This is a genomic window from Bacillus sp. 1780r2a1, from assembly GCA_024134725.1.
GTDB classification, from domain to species: Bacteria; Bacillota; Bacilli; order Bacillales; family Bacillaceae_H; genus Priestia; species Priestia aryabhattai_A.
The window spans coordinates 2,838,980-2,857,580 of record CP099863.1 but is presented as its reverse complement, the minus strand read 5'-3'; the positions used below and the strand labels follow the sequence as shown (position 1 = coordinate 2,857,580).

General features: G+C 36.3%; 17 protein-coding genes and 1 riboswitch. Of the genes, 11 read left to right on the top strand and 6 right to left on the bottom strand.

Features of this window, described 5'->3' with window-relative positions; translation table 11 throughout:
* Positions 1–110 precede the first annotated feature (110 nt).
* A complete protein-coding gene (locus NIZ91_14340) occupies positions 111–776 on the bottom strand; it encodes an NlpC/P60 family protein (protein USY53926.1) in 666 nt (221 codons plus the stop codon).
* Between the two features lie 318 nt (positions 777–1,094).
* Here NIZ91_14340 and pfkA point away from each other — a divergent pair, with 318 nt between their 5' ends.
* The 3 genes from pfkA (at position 1,095) to NIZ91_14325 (ending at position 3,523) form a co-directional block, all read left to right on the top strand.
* Positions 1,095–2,054 (top strand): 6-phosphofructokinase, encoded by a 960-nt coding sequence (gene pfkA / locus NIZ91_14335; GenBank protein USY53925.1) that lies wholly within the window; start codon positions 1,095–1,097, stop codon positions 2,052–2,054.
* A gap of 326 nt (positions 2,055–2,380) precedes the next feature.
* Positions 2,381–2,779 (top strand): universal stress protein, encoded by a 399-nt coding sequence (locus tag NIZ91_14330; protein USY53924.1) that lies wholly within the window; start codon positions 2,381–2,383, stop codon positions 2,777–2,779.
* Positions 2,780–2,791: 12 nt separating this feature from the next.
* Entirely contained in the window at positions 2,792–3,523 is a 732-nt protein-coding gene (locus tag NIZ91_14325) for an NAD-dependent protein deacylase (protein USY53923.1), read from the top strand.
* Between the two features lie 29 nt (positions 3,524–3,552).
* On the opposite strand, the gene NIZ91_14320 is transcribed toward NIZ91_14325, so the two are convergent.
* Positions 3,553–3,795 (bottom strand): hypothetical protein, encoded by a 243-nt coding sequence (locus tag NIZ91_14320; GenBank protein ID USY53922.1) that lies wholly within the window; start codon positions 3,793–3,795, stop codon positions 3,553–3,555.
* A gap of 235 nt (positions 3,796–4,030) precedes the next feature.
* Positions 4,031–4,131, top strand: a riboswitch (SAM riboswitch).
* An 80-nt stretch (positions 4,132–4,211) separates the two neighbouring features.
* Between NIZ91_14320 and NIZ91_14315 the strand changes: the two genes are divergently transcribed.
* From NIZ91_14315 to safA, 3 genes are all read left to right on the top strand, one after another.
* The gene (locus NIZ91_14315; GenBank protein ID USY53921.1) at positions 4,212–5,339 is read left to right on the top strand and encodes a 5-methyltetrahydropteroyltriglutamate--homocysteine S-methyltransferase; all 1,128 of its coding nucleotides are present in this window, start codon (positions 4,212–4,214) and stop codon (positions 5,337–5,339) included.
* A gap of 665 nt (positions 5,340–6,004) precedes the next feature.
* Complete coding sequence (locus NIZ91_14310) at positions 6,005–7,366, top strand: hemolysin family protein (protein USY53920.1); 1,362 nt, start codon at positions 6,005–6,007, stop codon at positions 7,364–7,366.
* Positions 7,367–7,477: 111 nt separating this feature from the next.
* The gene (gene safA, locus NIZ91_14305; GenBank protein ID USY53919.1) at positions 7,478–8,104 is read left to right on the top strand and encodes a SafA/ExsA family spore coat assembly protein; all 627 of its coding nucleotides are present in this window, start codon (positions 7,478–7,480) and stop codon (positions 8,102–8,104) included.
* Positions 8,105–8,148: 44 nt separating this feature from the next.
* On the opposite strand, the gene NIZ91_14300 is transcribed toward safA, so the two are convergent.
* The 3 genes from NIZ91_14300 to NIZ91_14290 all read right to left on the bottom strand — a co-directional run bounded on the left by NIZ91_14300 (position 8,149) and on the right by NIZ91_14290 (position 10,853).
* A complete protein-coding gene (locus tag NIZ91_14300; GenBank protein ID USY53918.1) occupies positions 8,149–9,255 on the bottom strand; it encodes a mechanosensitive ion channel family protein in 1,107 nt (368 codons plus the stop codon).
* 164 nt (positions 9,256–9,419) lie between these two features.
* Positions 9,420–10,139: a DUF421 domain-containing protein gene (locus NIZ91_14295; GenBank protein ID USY53917.1), complete on the bottom strand. Its 720-nt coding sequence runs from the start codon at positions 10,137–10,139 to the stop codon at positions 9,420–9,422.
* 93 nt (positions 10,140–10,232) lie between these two features.
* Positions 10,233–10,853: a LysE family translocator gene (locus tag NIZ91_14290; protein ID USY53916.1), complete on the bottom strand. Its 621-nt coding sequence runs from the start codon at positions 10,851–10,853 to the stop codon at positions 10,233–10,235.
* 212 nt (positions 10,854–11,065) lie between these two features.
* On the opposite strand from NIZ91_14290, the gene NIZ91_14285 reads away from it, so the two are divergent.
* A complete protein-coding gene (locus tag NIZ91_14285; GenBank protein ID USY53915.1) occupies positions 11,066–11,917 on the top strand; it encodes a VOC family protein in 852 nt (283 codons plus the stop codon).
* 34 nt (positions 11,918–11,951) lie between these two features.
* Here NIZ91_14285 and NIZ91_14280 read toward each other — a convergent pair whose 3' ends face one another.
* On the bottom strand, positions 11,952–12,701 hold the full coding sequence (locus NIZ91_14280) for a sulfite exporter TauE/SafE family protein (protein USY53914.1): 750 nt from the start codon (positions 12,699–12,701) through the stop codon (positions 11,952–11,954).
* Between the two features lie 159 nt (positions 12,702–12,860).
* Here NIZ91_14280 and NIZ91_14275 point away from each other — a divergent pair, with 159 nt between their 5' ends.
* From NIZ91_14275 to NIZ91_14260, 4 genes are all read left to right on the top strand, one after another.
* Entirely contained in the window at positions 12,861–13,826 is a 966-nt protein-coding gene (locus NIZ91_14275) for a nitronate monooxygenase family protein (protein ID USY53913.1), read from the top strand.
* Positions 13,827–13,944: 118 nt separating this feature from the next.
* A complete protein-coding gene (locus tag NIZ91_14270) occupies positions 13,945–15,231 on the top strand; it encodes an ATP-binding protein (GenBank protein ID USY53912.1) in 1,287 nt (428 codons plus the stop codon).
* 90 nt (positions 15,232–15,321) lie between these two features.
* Positions 15,322–16,338, top strand: a complete 1,017-nt coding sequence (locus NIZ91_14265) for a LacI family transcriptional regulator (protein ID USY53911.1) — start codon at positions 15,322–15,324, stop codon at positions 16,336–16,338.
* An 89-nt stretch (positions 16,339–16,427) separates the two neighbouring features.
* On the top strand, positions 16,428–18,545 hold the full coding sequence (locus tag NIZ91_14260; GenBank protein USY53910.1) for an amylo-alpha-1,6-glucosidase: 2,118 nt from the start codon (positions 16,428–16,430) through the stop codon (positions 18,543–18,545).
* The last annotated feature ends 56 nt before the right edge of the window (positions 18,546–18,601 follow it).

Sequence of the window (18,601 nt, the reverse complement as noted above, 5' to 3'; positions counted from 1 at the left end):
AGAAGACTAACTTTACGTGGGTAGATGAGTATCCAACAGTACTAGATATCATTAATGAATACTATAGTTTTTGTCGTTAAAAAAAGCCAACGTAAGTTGGCTTTTTTTGATTAACGAATTCTTTTTGCACCGATATAACGCTTACTCCAATAGCTATCTTTTAATGAAGCAACTGAAACACCTTTTGAAGATGAGCTATGTAAAAATTGATTGTTGCCCATATAGATGCCAGCATGTGAAGCACCTTTTTGGTATGTTTGAAAAAACACGATGTCCCCAGGTTGCAAGCTTGTTACTCGAGTACCTTTTTTATAAATCTCGGCCACAGTTCGAGGTAGAGTAATGCCAACGCTCTGCTTGAAAGTATAACCAATAAAGCCGCTACAATCGAATCCGCTAGGCGTTGTTCCACCCCAACGATATGGAACACCTATATATTGTTTTCCTTTGTTAATAACTTTTGAAGCATTAAACGTAGAAGTCTGTGAAGAAGTTTTCACTCCTAGCTTTGCGTATGTACCTTTTCCAACAACTCCATCGGCAGACAGTCCATTTTTACGCTGGAATGATTTAACTGCATTTGATGTAGCTGGGCCAAAATAAGTTGTTGTATTGCCAGTAAAATAACCTTTTTTCTTTAAAAGTTGCTGCAATTGCTGAACATCTTGATGCCTCATGCCCTGCTTTAATGTTTGATCACCTAGCGCAGCTTGACTAACTAAAGGGCTAGCAAATAAAAAGCTAGCGAGGGTAAAAACTGCTACAAGTTTCTTCATAATGGTCCTCCATCAATTTTCCGTCAATTTTCGTAAAATAATCATAACACCTTTCGACAGGTTAAAACGTTACATTTTCATTACAAAATATGAAAAAAATGAAAATTATAGCGAGTAGAAAGATGTATTTTCCTTTAAAAAAATAGAAAAAAATTGAATATTTAACTGTTAATAACTAAAACATATGAAAATGTAAGGACATTTAAAAATAATAATAGAAATCTGTTGTGAATTACTACACAAATACTTTGTAGTCATGTAGAATGTAAAAATAGAATACAGTGTCAATTGATTTGACTTTTGATGAGGTGAAAATTAATGAAAAGAATAGGTGTATTAACAAGCGGCGGTGATTCTCCAGGAATGAATCCTGCGGTTCGTGCTGTTGTGCGTAAAGCGATTCATGAAGGAATGGAAGTTTACGGTATTTATCAAGGATATCAAGGGTTAATTGAAGGAAATATTCGAAAGCTTGAAGTGGGTGATGTTGGGGATATCATTCAACGCGGTGGAACAATGTTGTATTCTGCAAGATGTCCAGAGTTCAAAACAGAAGAGGGACGCCGTAAAGGTATTGAAAACCTAAAAAAACACGGTATTGAAGGCTTAGTAGTAATCGGTGGAGATGGATCTTACATGGGAGCTGTTAAGCTAACTGAGCTAGGTTTTCCATGTGTAGGTATTCCAGGAACGATTGATAATGACATTCCAGGAACAGACTTTACTCTAGGGTTCGATACAGCTTTACATACTGTTATCGATGCGATTGATAAAATTCGCGATACGGCTACTTCACATGAACGTTCGTTTATTATTGAAGTAATGGGACGTAATGCTGGAGATATTGCTCTATGGTCTGGATTAGCTGGAGGAGCTGAAACAATCTTAATTCCTGAAGCAAAAGATGAGTTCCAAGAGATGGTAGATCGTCTAAAGAAAGGCCAAGAGCGTGGCAAAAAACATAGTATTATTGTTGTTGCTGAAGGTGTAGCTACAGGAAATGAAGTAGCAAAACAGCTTGAAGAAGCTGCTGGAATTGAAACTCGCGTTACGGTTCTAGGTCACATTCAGCGTGGTGGATCACCAACTGCACAAGATCGCGTGTTAGGAAGTCGTTTTGGTGGCCGCGCCGTTGAGTTATTAATGGAAGGTAAAGGCGGGCGTGCAATCGGTATCCGTAAAAACGAAATTGTTGATTATAATATTATGGAAATCTTAGGTGAGCCTCATCATATTGATGAGCGTATGTATCAACTATCAAAAGAATTATCAATCTAAACGATATAAAGGCGAGACTTCTTACAGAGGAGTTTCGTCTTTTTTTAATTTCAAACCAGTACCTTCGCAATGCTTACACTTTTTTGTGTAGAATATGCCAGGAATAATCATTACTTTCCCAAGCCCTTTGCAAAAGGTACATATCAGCTCAAAACCCATAATAGCCATCAGTCCTTTTAGTTAGCTTTTATTTAGTATAGCACTTCTGTTTATTAGTATAACACAAAAAGCGAGGGTATTTTTAGAAAATTTAATTTTTATATCGATTTCTTCAATGGAATAAAAATTAGTAGAGCTGTTATAATTGATAGAAAAGGAGTGAAGACATGTTCAAGCGAATTCTATTAGCTTCAGATGGTTCTGAACACGCTGCTAGAGCAGCTGAAAAAGCGGTTACTCTAGCGAACTTAACTGACCGCAGCTTTGTTCAAGTGATATATGCGGTAGAAGGAGATAGTAGGTTGAATACGCTTGGAATAGATGAAACAAGAGAAAAGCGTATCCAAACAACACAAGAAGTGTTAGCAAAATCTAATATAGAATATGAAATTACGTTTATTCATGGAGATGCTGCTAAAACTATTATTCAATTTGCTAACAACAATCACTTTGATGTTGTAGTAGTTGGAAGTCGAGGGTTAAATCCAGTAAAAGAAATGTTTTTGGGAAGCGTAAGTCATAAAATTGCTCAGCATGTAAAGATACCCGTACTTATTGTTAAGTAGGAGAGAGAGCCAATGAATATGCAACTTGAAGAGTTAAAGAAACAAATTGGAGAAGCAGAGCGAATTTGTTTCTTTACGGGGGCGGGAGTAAGTACAGAGTCAGGCATACCTGATTTTCGCTCTCAGAATGGATTGTATCGAAAGAACTTAGAATTTTCAGATGTGATTTCCACTTCTTTTTATCGAAATGATCCGGTGCTTTTCTGGGAGCTATTTAAAGAGATTTTTCGTGTAAAGCTACTTCATGAATATGAACCTAACTCAGGCCATGACTTTATAGCAGAATTAGGACAAGAAAAGACGGTGCATGTCATTACACAAAATATTGACGGGCTGCACCAAAAAGCAGGAAGTAAGAATGTATATGAAATTCACGGAACAATTAAGCGAGCACATTGTCAAAAGTGTAAAAATGAATTTGGGTTAGATTTTCTAAACAAAGCGGGATTACCGAGTTGTACGTCATGTGAAGAGGTATTAAAGCCTAATGTTGTTTTGTTTGGAGATTCAATTCACTGTTTTGAAGAAGCTGTAGAGGTAGCTTTACAGAGCGATTTATTTATTGTAATGGGTTCATCTTTGCAAGTAACGCCTATTAATCAAATTCCTTTACTAGTTAGAAAACTTGGTCAGATACCAATGATTATTATTAATAAAGAGCCAACTCACTATGACTATGTGTTTGATAGTCAAATATATCTTCCAATCGGCGAAGTTGTAACCGCTTTAAGAAATGAGAAATGAAAAAGCACGCTATGAGCAGCGTGCTTTTTTTACACTTCAAAATAGATAGCGAAGCAGAACACAGAAATGACTAGAAAAAATGCTGAATGCAGTTTGCTTTCCTTAAACGTCAAAACAGCTTCAATAAATAAAAATAAACTTAGCATTAACTGAATGTATGGTAAATAAGCAATATAGTTGGTGGAATCACTGTTTTGAAAAGCAATTATTCCGTATACCACAGCTCCGATTAAAAAGACATATTTTAATAGTTGTAATCCTTTAACTAACATCTTTGTGAGGTTCCTCCTTATTTAAAACCTAGGTCACATGATTATAACATATATCATATAGATAGAGACAAGTAAAGTGACAAGGTATATTTGAGCACGTTTTATCTTTTATGAATTCGGATATGCATCAATCCTCAATATTACAAGAAAAATGTTTCATTTCTGATTTTTCAAATTCCTTGTTGACAGGTTAAGAAAATAAGTGTAATATTTTTCCTAGTTAATTAATTGAATATTCTTATCTCGAGAGGTGGAGGGACTGGCCCCGTGAAGCCTCGGCAACAGACTGTTTAAGTACTGTGCCAATTCCAGTAGCAACTTGCTTGAAGATAGGAGAAGAACCGATAATGACTATTAACCTCTTCTTATCTTTAAGATGAGGTTTTTTATTTTGAATAGAAAGAGGGAATAGAACTATGACAAAGACATTAGTGAAAGCTCCATTTAAAGCTGATCACGTAGGGAGCTTTTTAAGAACAACTCCTCTCAAAGAAGCAAGAGAAGCTTATATCAATGGTAGAATTAGCAAGACGGCTTTAAAATCTGTAGAGGACCAGGAGATTTTAAAGCTTGTCCAGAAACAACTTGAAGTGGGACTTAAATCTATCACTGACGGAGAATTTAGACGTGCTTGGTGGCACTTGGATTTCTTATCAGGCCTAGAGGGTGTAGAAGAGTTTGAAACGGAGTATATTAGTCAATTTAAAGGTGCTAAAACAAAAAATAAAGCAATTAAGGTAGTTGGTAAAGTAGATTTCAACCATCATTATATGCTAGAACATTTTACATTTTTAAAAGAAGCCGTTGAAGAATACGGTGATGGAAGTCAAGTTGCTAAGTTTGCTATTCCAAGCCCAAACATGCTATTTACTCGAATTCAAGAGGACACTTATTATAATGGAGATAGAGAACAGTTTTATCATGACACGGTAGTTGCTTATCAAAAAGCGATTCAAGCTTTTTATGATGCAGGATGCCGCTACTTACAGTTAGATGACACTTCATGGATTGATTTTGTTTCTGAAGAGCGTATCGATGCAGTTGTGGAGAAGTTGGGTATGGATGTAAAAGATATTATTGATACGAGAGTTAATTGCTTAAACGACGCTATTTCTAAAAAGCCCGATGATATGATTATTACGATGCACATCTGTCGTGGGAACTTTAGGTCTACGTACATTACTAGTGGTGGCTACGATACTATATCCGATGCAATCTTTGCTAACTTACATGTAGATGGACTTTTCCTTGAATATGATGATAATCGTTCAGGAGATTTTGGACCGTTAAAAAGCTTTACACGTGACAACCAAACAGTTGTATTAGGACTAGTAACATCTAAGTTTCCTACGCTAGAAGATACAGAAGTTATTAAACAAAGAATTAAAGAAGCGAGTGCATCTATTCCTCTAGAAAATCTGTCCCTTAGTCCTCAATGTGGCTTTGCAAGTACGGAAGAAGGAAATGAACTAACAGAAGAAGAGCAATGGAATAAAATTAGTCATGTCGTTAAAATTGCTCAAGATGTTTGGGGCACTATCTAAAAATTATCAGTTGTTTTTTAGCTTTACATAAGAATCTCATTAGATTTTTCCTTTCATTAGTAATAAAAGCAAAAAAGCCGTATCTACAAAAGATGCGGTTTTTTTATATAAAAAATATCGGGTAGTTTATTTCTTCATATATATAAATAATCAGTGATAAGTAGTTTGGGAAATTCATACTTTGATAATAAGTGAAAATTCTGTCATTACAGGAATGTAAAAGATGAATATGTGAAAGGAATGTTTTTATTGGGAATCAGGAGTAGACTAGGGTTGTTTTTGTTAGGAGTTTGTTTAAAAGCAATTGCATTCGTTAGTCTCATCATGGAATTGAATTTAGTTCCCATTCACGCAAGGAAAGCAGGTGATTACCTGACAGTATTTTTAAATGAGGTGCCTGTTTTTCTCTTTTTGATAGGCCTAATATGTGTGATTGTCAGCTTCTATATGCCTTTGAAAAGTAAAAAGTAAGAGTGTGTTTTATAAAAGGTGTAAGGTATTTATACTTGAGATTCGTGTTAGAACACTAGCTAAAAGGTTTGACGACACAGTTTTTTAGATTTAAAATAAAAAGAAATAACTATTTAGGAATAAAAAGTGTTTTAAACTTTTAATCACTTAGGAGGTGACTCCTTACTCGTACTATTACGAGCTAAGGAACTTGATTGGACATATTTAACTTGATTTTATTAGCGGTGCTGATTGCATTAACTGCTTTTTTCGTTGCTACAGAATTTGCAATTATTCGAATTCGTAGTTCTAGAATCGATCAATTAGTAGTGGAAGGGAGCAAAAATGCAAAAGCTGCGAAGCAAGTTATTACCAACCTTGATGAATATTTATCCGCTTGCCAGCTAGGAATTACAATTACAGCATTAGGCCTTGGGTGGTTAGGTGAGCCTACTGTAGCTCACATGCTTGAACCACTTTTTGAACAACTCGGCATTGAGGGAGGATTATCTACCGTCATTTCAGTTGTCATCGCATTTGCTGTCGTTACGTTTCTACATGTGGTAGTTGGAGAATTAGCTCCTAAAACGTTTGCTATTCAAAAAGCTGAAGCGGTGACTCTATTATTTGTAAAACCGCTAATATTCTTTTATAAAATCATGTATCCTTTTATCTGGGTACTTAATGGTTCAGCTCGCTTGCTAACAGGTTTATTTGGACTAAAACTAGCATCTGAGCATGAATTAGCACATAGTGAAGAAGAGCTTCGCATCTTATTATCAGAAAGCTATAAAAGCGGTGAAATTAATCAATCAGAATTTAAATATGTCAGTAAGATCTTTGACTTTGATGACCGAGTGGCAAAAGAAATTATGGTACCGCGAACAGAAGTGGTCTCGATTGATCAAGAAGATACGATTGAATATATTTTAGATATGGCAAAAGAAGAGCGATTTACTCGCTATCCTATTATTGATGGAGATAAAGATCATATTGTTGGTTTGTTAAACATGAAGGAAATCTTAACTGAGATTGTTATGAAAGATACGCAATCAATTCATTTAAAAGATTATATTCGTCCAATTATTCAAGTGGTTGAAACGATTTCTATTCATGATTTGCTGCTAAAAATGCAGCGCGAACGTATTCAAATGGCGATTTTAGTTGATGAATATGGTGGTACAGCGGGTATTGTAACAATTGAAGATATTTTAGAAGAAATCGTTGGTGAAATTCGTGACGAATTTGATACAGATGAAAAGCCCCTTATTCAAAAAGTGAAAGACTACCACTATATTGTGGATGGAAAAGTGCTAGTAAGTCAAATTAACGAGCTTCTTGACATCCGGATTGATGATACAGAGATCGATACGATTGGTGGCTGGGTATTAACAGAAAAATATGATGTGAAACAACAGGATGTTATTACGTTTGAACAGTATGAGTTTAAAGTAAAAGCAATGGAAAACCATCATATTCAATACGTGGAAGTCATCAAGCGTCGTCAGGTAACTGAAGTCGTTTCAGAACCAATGGCGATCCCTGAAGTGGAGCCGTCACAGGCCCTATCTTCATAAAAAAACGCACGGTTAACCGTGCGTTTTTTTGTATAAGCTATTCTCTTAAATTAGTATTATAGGTGATTATTACCGCTATTAATCTGTCAAAAAATTTGCTTTAATATGATTATGAAAACTTTATTAAAATTATCATCAATTACAATGTTGTCTGTCACTCTTGTTTTTGGATTAAATCATACCGCTCAAGCATCTACAGTACATACTGTTCAATCAGGAGATACTATGTGGAAAATTGCAGTGAAATACCAGGTAGGTGTTCAAGAAATTATTGATGCAAACCCGAGTATTTCGAACCACAATGTCATTTATCCTGGTCAAAAAATTAATGTACCAAGCGTAAACACTACGGCTCAATCTTTTGAAGAGCAAGTTGTAAAGCTTGTGAACGAAGAGCGTGCGAAAGTAGGGGTAAAACCGTTAAAATCTAATTGGGAAGTAGCACGAGTAGCTCGCTATAAATCTCAAGATATGATTGATAAAAACTATTTTAGTCATACTTCTCCTACATACGGAAGTCCTTTTACTATGCTGAAAAACTTTGGCATCTCTTATAAAACAGCAGGTGAAAACATTGCTGCTGGACAAGCGACACCAGAAGCCGTTGTGAAATCATGGATGAATAGTGAAGGACATCGAAAAAATATTTTATCCAGTAGCTTTACAGAAATTGGAGTAGGTTATGTTAAAGGCGGAAGCTATGGGCATTACTGGACACAAATGTTTATCTCAAAATAAAATAGAAAGGAAAAAGGTTGCTAATTTATTTAGCAACCTTTTTGTTAACCGCGAGATCTTTCCAATATGTTTGTATCTTGTTTAATAATATCTTCGGATTGTTGCATGACAAGAGCACGAGTTGGAAAAGCAAAGTCAACGCCTTCTTCTTGTAAAATGTCCATAATTTTAAAGTTTATCTTTTCTTTTACCTCTAAATAGTCAGCATAAGCTGTTGTGTTAGAGAAGAAGTATAACAGCACATCAAGGCTCGATTCATTAAAGGTTTCAAAATTAACAATAATCGTTTCCTTATGAATATCTTCATCTTCCATCAGCATTTGCTTAATACGCTCAACTGAGGTCTCCAGTTTTTCTTTAGGGGTATTATAATTCAATCCTAAATGAAATGATATTTGACGTTTCCCCATTTTAGCCCAGTTTACAATAGGCTCATTTGATAGCGTTGCATTAGGAACCGTTACAAGCGCTTGAGCGAATGTTCGTACTTTTGTGCTTCGAAATGTAATATCTTCAACTACGCCTTCAACGCTTGGTGTTTTAATCCAATCTCCAATTGTAAAAGGCTTTTCTGTGATAATCACAACTCCGCCAAAAAGGTTGCTAACCGTATCTTTAGCTGCAAGGGCAAATGCTAGCCCTCCGAGTCCTAGGCCGGCTACGAATCCATTAACATTGAAGCCCCATTCTTCACCAATAATGGAAGCAGATAAAACAACAACGATGATGCGGATGAATTTCTCAACAAATGGAATAACAATGCGGTCTACTTGTACATCAAAATTTTTTGAGAAAGTTGAGAAAAAGAGCGCTGTTGCATCCGCCAAATTGTAAAGTCCCCATCCTGCAAGAATAATAAAAGCAGAACGTATAATCTGGCTTTCACGCTCAACCGTTAAAAGTTCAAATGGTAAATAAGGGAGCGCAAGCTGAATACCAATGATTACAAAAATCCACCTCATTGGCTTTTCAAATGCTTCTAAAATACTCGTGATAAGATCAATTTTTTTATTCTTCACAAACCCGATAATAAATTTAAATAAATAAGTTGTAAACAGTTTACGAAGCACAAGGAAAATCAAAAAAATCCCAACTGCTAAACCGATATTTTTCCAACCATCAACTGATGATAGTGAGTCAATAAAGCCCATATAAACCTCCTAATACGCAAACAATCTTGTATCTACTAAAATAGCATAACTTCACAGTTAAATCTATAAAAGTCCATGCTGTACATTTATTCAGAAATATTCAATAAAACAGTTTACCATTAGGAGGTCTACAGTATAAATACTTAATAAAGCAAGCTGAATTTTTAATGATGAAGGGGAGGAGCTGAATTGTTTGGTGAATATAGTGAGACATGTAGTTTACCTTCATCAGTCAATGACGCAAAGAAAATGTCAGAGAGGCTTTCAATACCCTGTGTTTTTAACTCGCCTACTAACCATTCTTTTGTCTGGTTACAGTGAGTTAATACATCCTCATATACTTTTCCTTCAATAATTAAAGGGTAAGCCAAATCTATTTTACTGTTTGAAATATGCAGGTCTTCCCGTGTTAAAGTTTCTTTAGACGATTTCTTTTGAACAGTTAGTTTACCATTAGATTCAATAACAGCCATTTTTACAATGCTAATATCAAAGACGTTACTTTCACGGAGCATATATAAGATATTATCAATTGAGTATCGAATACGCTGAAGGTTTTTAACTAAAAATAAGCCATCCTTAATAACGACAACTGGTTCAAACGTAATCTTTTCTCCAAAAGAACGATAGCGAATCTTACAATAAGCAATAATCTTTTGAAAGATGCCGATCATCACAATTGCAACAGCTGTGTGAATATGTTCAACTTCTGGATCAGCAATGTCGGCCCCTACAACTGCTCCAAGAGACATTAAAATGAGAAAGTCAAATATGGGAAGCTCACCAATTGAGCGTCTGCCCATAAACAGAGTCATAATAAGCAAAAGTGGCAGAATAGTAATAATTCTACATAATAAAATAAGGAAATCTTTTAATAAATCCATGAAAGTACTCCTTGCTTTTTTAGGCTTTTTACTTAGTATGTATAAAAGAATAATTAATATGAATAAAAAAAAGCTTGGCATAAGCAAGCTCTTTTAGTGATCTGTAAATAACAATTTTAAACCTAAAATGCCAAATACTGTACCCTGTATATATTTTAATGATGACTGCACGCGCCCATTATTTTTTGCACGTTTTCCAAGATAAGAAGCAAAAAATGCTACAAGCGAAAAGATAACTAGCGTTTCTAAAATAAAAATTAACCCAAAAGCAAACATCTGTAGACCTACATAACCTAAGGATGGATTCACAAACTGAGGCAAAAATGTGATAAAGAATATAGCTACCTTTGGGTTAGACAAGTTGGTGAAAAAACCTTTTTTAAAGAAGCGTGTTGTACTCATTTGATGGGAAGTCAAAGATAAAGGTTCAGATTTAGAACGAAATGACTGAATAGCTAAAAATAAAAGGTAAAGCACACCAACAATTTTTAAAATATTGAATGCTAATACGGACTGCTGAAAAATAATAGACAGACCTCCAGCTGCCAAGAGCGTATGAATGAAAGTACCGGTAATGGAGCCTAGTACTGTTTTCATTCCTGCTTTAATGCCTGATGTTAAGCTTTGAGTCAGGACAAAGAGCATGTCTTGACCTGGAATTAATACAATTGTTAATGAAACAACTATGTAAGATAAAATCCAAGATAATGTCATAATCACCCCTCCTGACATTGATTAAATCATGTCTTTATGACGATTCTCAAGAGTCCGTGCTAATGAAGTAATAAAGTAGTTTATTACTAAAGTAAAGGAGTAAAACAACTTGACGAATTTTCTTTTTATAATATAATTAACTTACATAAAGTAAGTTAATTATATAAAATAAATATCCGTGGATTTTAAATAAAAAAGAAGGAGAGAAAAAAATGTCATTTCATCAAAAGCCTCATACATTTGTTAGCCAGGTTGCGCTTCGCGTAAATAATATTGTAAAATCGCTGCGTTTCTATGAAGAGGTGTTAGGCTTTCAAGTTCTAACAAGATCCAGTACGAAAGCTGTATTAACAACAGACGGAACAACACCTCTCGTTACATTAGAGCAGCTTTCTAGACCAGAGCCCAAGCAGGAACGTAAAACCGGCCTTTATCACTTTGCCTTACTATTACCATCACGTGCTGACTTAGGCGAGGTTATTCGTCATTTAGTTAAAACCGGGTATCCATTGCAAGGAGCTTCTGATCACTTAGTCAGTGAAGCGATATATTTAGCTGATCCTGATGGTAACGGAATTGAAATATATCGAGATCGATCTAATGCTAACTGGGAGTGGAGTGATAATGAAGTTAAAATGGCTACGCTTCCCCTTGATGCTCAAGCTGTGTTAGCAGAAGCAAAAAATGAAAAGTGGGCAGGGTTACCAAGTCATACAGTAATGGGGCATATTCATTTGCACGTAGCTGATTTAGAAGAAACAAAAGTATTTTATGAAAAGCTAGGGTTTGATGTCGTTAGCAAATTTCCTAACCAAGCATTATTTATGTCCACAGGGCGATATCATCACCATATTGGAGTGAATATTTGGAATGGAAGAGGAGCGGATGCACCGTCTGAAAGCAGCCCTGGCATGAAGTATTTTACAATTGAGTTTCCAGATGAAAAAAAGCGAGATATAGTGGTGAATCGTTTGAAAGAGATAGGCGCAGAGGTCAGCAAAGAAGAGCATGCTATCTTTACAAAAGATCCTTCACAAAATCAAATAAAGCTAGTTGTCCAATAAACTTAAAAAAAAAAGCGCATAGGAATGCGCTTTTTTATACAATAAGCAAAAAGCCTGAAAAGATGGGTAAAGCAACAAGAGATGTTTTTAACACGGGTGTTGGCACGCGGTTTGTGAACTTAGCACCGATATATGAACCTACCATTGTTCCAACAACTACCTCAAATAATAATTGAATATCTAAAAAGCCCTGTTGATAATAACCTGTTCCTCCTCCAATGGCAATGGGAATAATGATTAACATAGTTGTTCCCGCTGACTTGTGAAGCGATAAACCAAGTATCATCATTAGTCCAAGCTGAATGAATGGAGTGGATCCTATACCGAACATGCCGGATAAGAGCCCGGTTACTACTCCAATTAATATGGACGCTATCACAAAATGAGCGCCCTGCGGTATTGGGGTGTTGCCGGATTTTCTTGATAGCACAACAGTTCGCACCCATAGTAAAACGCCCGATAAAAATAACATGCTGGCTGTCAACCAAGTTAATTGCTCCTCGGGTATAAAGCTTGAAAAGTGAGAGCCAAGCCATGCTCCTAAAGCACCTACAACCCCAATAATAATGCCTGATTTAAGTGAAACATTTCCCTCACGGTAGTGGCTGATGGCACCGGAAAGAGAAGAGAAAATCATGGCTGCCAGAGCAGTAGCTAAAGCAATATGAACAGGAACGTTAAAGAATAATGTTAAAAGAGAAATAATAAATCCAGAACCTCCTGCTCCCACAAAACCTAAGATAAGCCCAACAGCTAGCATTGTTAAAATAATTGAAATATGCATTTAAAGTATGCCTTCTTTCCATGGTAATTTCCATTTTTATTCTAACATATATTTAGTTTCACGAAAGACATAGAAGAAGGGAAGCAGAATATAGTAGAGGTAGTAGGAGCTTTTTGGCATAATAAAAGATAGATTTGATGTAAAAGGGGAGGGCAACTGATGAAAACACGTGTTACTGAGCTACTAGGAATTCGCTATCCAATCGTTCAAGGTGGTTTAGCTTATCTAGCTTATAGTGAGCTAGCTGCAGCTGTATCAAACGCAGGTGGACTTGGACAAATTACGGCTATGACTCTAAAGACAAAAGAAAACCTTACCCGTGAGATTCATAAGGTTAGGTCACTTACTTCTTTTCCTTTTGGTGTTAACTTTGCTGTTGGAGGACAAAGTGGTACTTCTTATGAAGAGCTTTTAGAAGTAGCAATCGCTGAAGAAGTACCGGTTGTTTCTATTACAGGAGCGAATCCAGCTCCAATTATTGATCGGTTAAAAGGCACTAATATTAAAACATTGGTTCTTGTTTCTAACGTGAGACAAGCACAAAAAGCAGAAGAGCTAGGTGCAGATGCGGTTATGGCTGTTGGTCAAGAAGCAGGTGGACATATTGGGAGAGACGATTTAGGAACGATGGTACTCATTCCTAGAGTAGCTCAAGCAGTGTCCATTCCCGTATTAGCTAGTGGAGGAATTGGAAACGGTCAAGGTCTTTTAGCTGCATTTGCGCTAGGAGCAGAGGGAATTGAAATGGGAACAAGATTTATTGCTACAAAGGAATGTGTACATGCAGGTGAGAGCTACAAACAAGCAATTGTTGAAGGGACGGAAAGAGATACACTTGTCATAAAACGTTCTTTAGGTGCCCCTGGACGCGTATTAAAGTCAGATTATACACTTGCGATTGTAGAACGCGAGCGTATGGGAGAACGGTACGAAGAATTACAAGACGTGATTAGTGGAAAAGCTAACTGCCGTTATATATACGAGAACAATGAAAAAGAAGGGTTTGGATGGGCTGGTCAAGTTATTGGTTTAATTTCGACTATTCCAACTGTACAAGAGCTTTTTAAGCAAATGATAGAAGAGTATGAAATTGGTCGTCGTAGGTTGAACCAATTATCTCAATAATTCAACCAAATTTGTAACAAATTGTGAAAAAGCTATTTCAAAAAAGGTGAGAATGCAGTATTCTAACAAGTAGATAAGTAGAGCTAGTTGAAGAATATGTTGAAAGACCGGTGAATGAATGAGCTTTTTCACAAAAGATTTATTAATTAACTTTTTGTTTATATTATTACCATTATTTTTAGTTCAAATGTACTATTTATTAAAGTATGCAAAACAAATAGATTGGTTAAAAAATTGGACAATAGCAATATTTCCAATCCTTTCTATCTTGTTATGCATGCTTTTTCCAGTTGATGCTGTTATTGTCCCTGATTTATACAATATTGACCTGCGGCGTATCCCATATATCTTAGGAACATTATACGGAGGAGCAGGATTAGGTGCTTTTCTTTTTGTATTGATTTTAACAATACGCTTTCTAATAGGAGGGGTAGGGTTTTACGTTACGCTAATAGCTTTACCAATTTTAAGTATTCCATTATTCATACTTGCAAAGAAATTCTTAACGATGTCCTTGCAACAAAGGATTATAGCAAGTACACTAATGAGCCTCTTAGGTGCACTGTTGGCTATGGGAGTCTCAATTTTTGTTTTTGATATTGCGCTGCCAACTTTTTTATGGATTGAATTTGTTTGCCTAGATGTAATTGGTACGCTAGTTATTACTATTTTATGGGAAGCTATTCGAACCAATTTATCAATTCTTAAACGATTAGTGAAAGCTGAAAAGCTAGAAGTTGTCAGTCACCTAGCAGCGAGTATTTCACATGAAGTACGAAATCCATTAACAGCTAGCCGAGGTTTTATGCAAATGCTAGGGGAAGATGAACAAGATCCCGTAAAGAAGCGGTATTTATCAATTGCAATTGATGAGCTTGATCGAGCAAAGGATATTATTGATGATTATTTACTTTTTGCAAATTCAGCCCCTGAGCGACCGGAAAAAGTAGATGTAGGAGTGGAAATTCAGCATGTTTTACAAATTATGAAGCCACTTGCAAATATGAACGGTGTCGTTTTACCGCCTCCTTCTCTTTTACATGAGCAAGCTCAAGTGTGTGGAGAACGAAGGAAGCTTCAACAATGCTTTATTAACTTAGTCAAAAATAGTATTGAAGCCATGCCTAACGGGGGGAAGCTCGAAGTAAAGCTAAAAAAAAGCGGAGAGACAGTTACGGTAGAGATTCATGATACGGGGTGTGGAATGACGAGCGAGCAGATTAGCCGCTTAGGAGAGCCTTATTTTACGACTAAAGAAAAAGGAACGGGCCTAGGGACAATGGTCTCTTTTCGTATTATTCATTACATGCAGGGGAAGGTTCAAGTCACAAGCGAAAAAGGAAAAGGAACATGCTTTTCAATTGAGCTACCACTTTGTGAAAAAACGTCACCTAAAATAGATTAATCTGTTTTAGGTGTTTTTTGTCTTGAAAAATCATTTTGAAAGCGTTACAATGTTCTCATAAGTTATCCGAAACGTTTTGGAGGAGTGTAATTGACAACTATAAAAGATATTGCGAAAGTTGCAGGTGTCTCTATTACGACGGTATCTCGTGCGTTAAATGGCTATTCTGATGTGAATGAGAAGACTAGGCAAAAGATTATGAATGTAGCTAAAGAGCTGAATTATAGCCCAAATACTTTAGCTCGTGGTTTGGTTATGCAAAAGTCGAAAACAATTGGTTTACTTGTGTCAGGAATCAGTCGAGAAAGTGTAAAAGATAATTTCACCTTTGAGGTGTTATGTGGAGTAAATGAAAGAGCCTCTCTTTTAGGCTATGATTTGATTTTATTTAACACTAATACAACAAAACAACGCGAGAAAACGTATACGCAGCTTTGCAAAGAAAGAAGAGTGGATGGAGCAATCATTCAAGGAATTAAAAAGGATGATCCGTACCTAACGGAAGTACTTGAAAGCAACATTCCCTGCGTCCTTGTCGATATTCCAATTCGTTCAGATTTAGTTGGTTATGTTACAACAGATAACAAGCTAGGTGCTAAGAAAGCAGTTGAACATTTAGTGCAATTAGGACACGTGCACATTGGAATGATAAACGGAAGTGAAGATGCGTTTGTGAGCCAAGAAAGGCTTAAAGGGTATTTAGACACTTTGGAAGAGCACGGTATTGATATACGTCAAAGCTGGATTGTAAACGGAGAGTTTGAAGAAGCCGTTGCAGAACAACAAGCATATGAGTTACTAAAAGCTAACGAGGAAATCACATCTCTTTTTTGTGCAAGTGACTTGATGGCATTAGGTGCATTAAAGGCTTGTAAGCGCTTGGGGAGAAGGGTACCTGATCAAATTTCTATCGTAGGCTATGACAATATTATGCTCGCTGCTTACTCATCACCTCAACTGACAACAGTAGGGCAAGAAGTGTATCAGATAGGGTATGAAGCCGCAGATTTATTGATTGAGATATTAGAGAATCGGTCTACAAATATGGAGCGATATTTAGAGACAGAACTCATTATTAGAGAGACGACAGCTAAAAGCCACGAATAAGTGGTTTTTAATATAAGAAAAATCCGAAACGTTTCGGATTTTTCTTATGAAATAAATCCAAAACGTTTTGGTAAATAGGAGGAGTAGTAATGGATTATCGTGTAATTAAAGAAAATGATTTATTTCTGTTAACAGATCAAATGGGAAATATCACTAAAAATCATCAGTATGGCTTAGGTTTATATACAAAGGATACTCGCTTTTTGAGCGGACTTAATATAAAGATAAATGGTGAGAATCCAATTTTACTAGCTTCAGATGCTGATGAAAACTATATGGCAACTATTCGGTTAACCAACCCCCATATGGAAAATGAAGAAAATCTTATTCTATGGCGTGAATCGATTGAAATTTTACGTGAGCGCTTTATTTATGACGGTGTATTATATGAGACAATTAAGCTTAAAAATTACTTTCCAAAGCGTGTAGATTTTACGATTACAGTTCATATGGATGTTGATTTTAATGACATGTTTATTGTTCGAGGTTTTCAAACGGGTCATGTAGGAAAAAGAAGTGGACAAACCATTGGTGAGCAAAGCTTAGTATTTAAATATATGGGAGCAGATGATATTTATCGTGCTACAAATATTGCATGGGATCGTCCAGCAACTTCAGTAACGGAAGAAGGGCAAATTGACTTTCATTTTTCATTAGATCATCAGGAAGCAGAAGAAGTGGTGTTCACTATCCAACCACAGATTGGACAGGATGATCCTAAAGCTAAACTTCCAGTTAAGGTAGCACTCTCTGAGCTAAAAGATTCATATAAAAAGTGGGAAGAACAATCGACGAAAGTACAAACAAATCATGAATCAATTCAAAGGTTAATAAATCGAGGGATGAACGATCTGCGTGTGCTATTAACTGACGTAGGATATGGAGAGTTCCCTGTTGCTGGTTTACCGTGGTTTGGTGTTCCATTCGGTCGAGACAGTTTAATCGCCGCTTTACAAATGCTTCCTTTCAATTCAAGCATTGCAAAGGGTACACTTTTAACTATGGCAGCGTATCAAGGTGAAACTTTAAATTCATGGAGAGATGAACAACCAGGGAAAATCATGCATGAGATTCGATATGGAGAGTTGGCTAACACGAATCAAATTCCATTTACGCCGTATTACGGAACGATTGATGCTACTCCTTTATTTCTAATTTTATTAACAGAGTATGTAAAGTGGACAGGAGACATGAAGCTTGTATATGAGCTTGAAAACAATATTGATAAAGCACTAATGTGGATTGATGAATATGGAGATCGAGACGGGGATTTATTTTTAGAATACCACCAAGAATCTAGTAAAGGAATTGCTAATCAAGGTTGGAAAGATTCAGCAGATTCAGTAGTGCATAAAAATGGTGAATATGCTAAAACACCAATCGCTTTAGCAGAAGTACAAGGCTACGCATATCAGGCGAAATTTGAAGTTGCAAATCTCTATGAGCAAATTGGGAAAACAGAGAAAGCTGAGAAGTTACGTAATGAAGCAGCTCTACTAAAAGAAAAGTTTGAACAAGAGTTTTGGATGGATGATGTGTCCTTCTATGCAATTGCACTAGACGAGCATAAGAAAAAGGTAGAAACGATTACTTCTAATCCAGGTCACATTTTATTTGCGGATATGTTAAGTTCAGACAAAGTAGACCACGTAGCAAGCATGTTGTTATCCGATAAAATGTTTTCTGGCTATGGTATTCGTACAATGGGTGAGGGAGAGGCAGGGTATAACCCAATGAGCTATCATGATGGAAGCATATGGCCTCACGATAACAGTATGATTTTGCTAGGGCTTAGCAAGGTAGGAAAACAACGTGAAGCAAATAAAGTCATAGAAGGCTTAGTTAATGCATCAACATACTTTGAATATGACCGCTTGCCAGAACTGTTTTGTGGCTATTCCAAATCAAATGGCAAACCAGTGAAATATCCGGTTGCTTGTTCTCCTCAAGCGTGGGCGGCAGGGACACCGTTAACGTTTGTTCAGACAATGTTGCAGTTGTTTCCAAACAGCATGAAGAAGCAGATTAAGATCAACCCAATCTTACTGAATAACATGCATGATTTAACGGTTCAGCATATTCAGATTGGTGAAGGAATGCTTTCCGTAAAAGTAGTGAAGGACAACAATGAACACGTATTACAAGTGCTAGAAAACTCAACGGGCTACGAATTAATAACAAATTGTCGCATGGTAAATTGTTCATAATCATTTATGAGTCGAGTGGAAAATCCTGCTCGGCTCATAGATGACGAAGGAGGAAT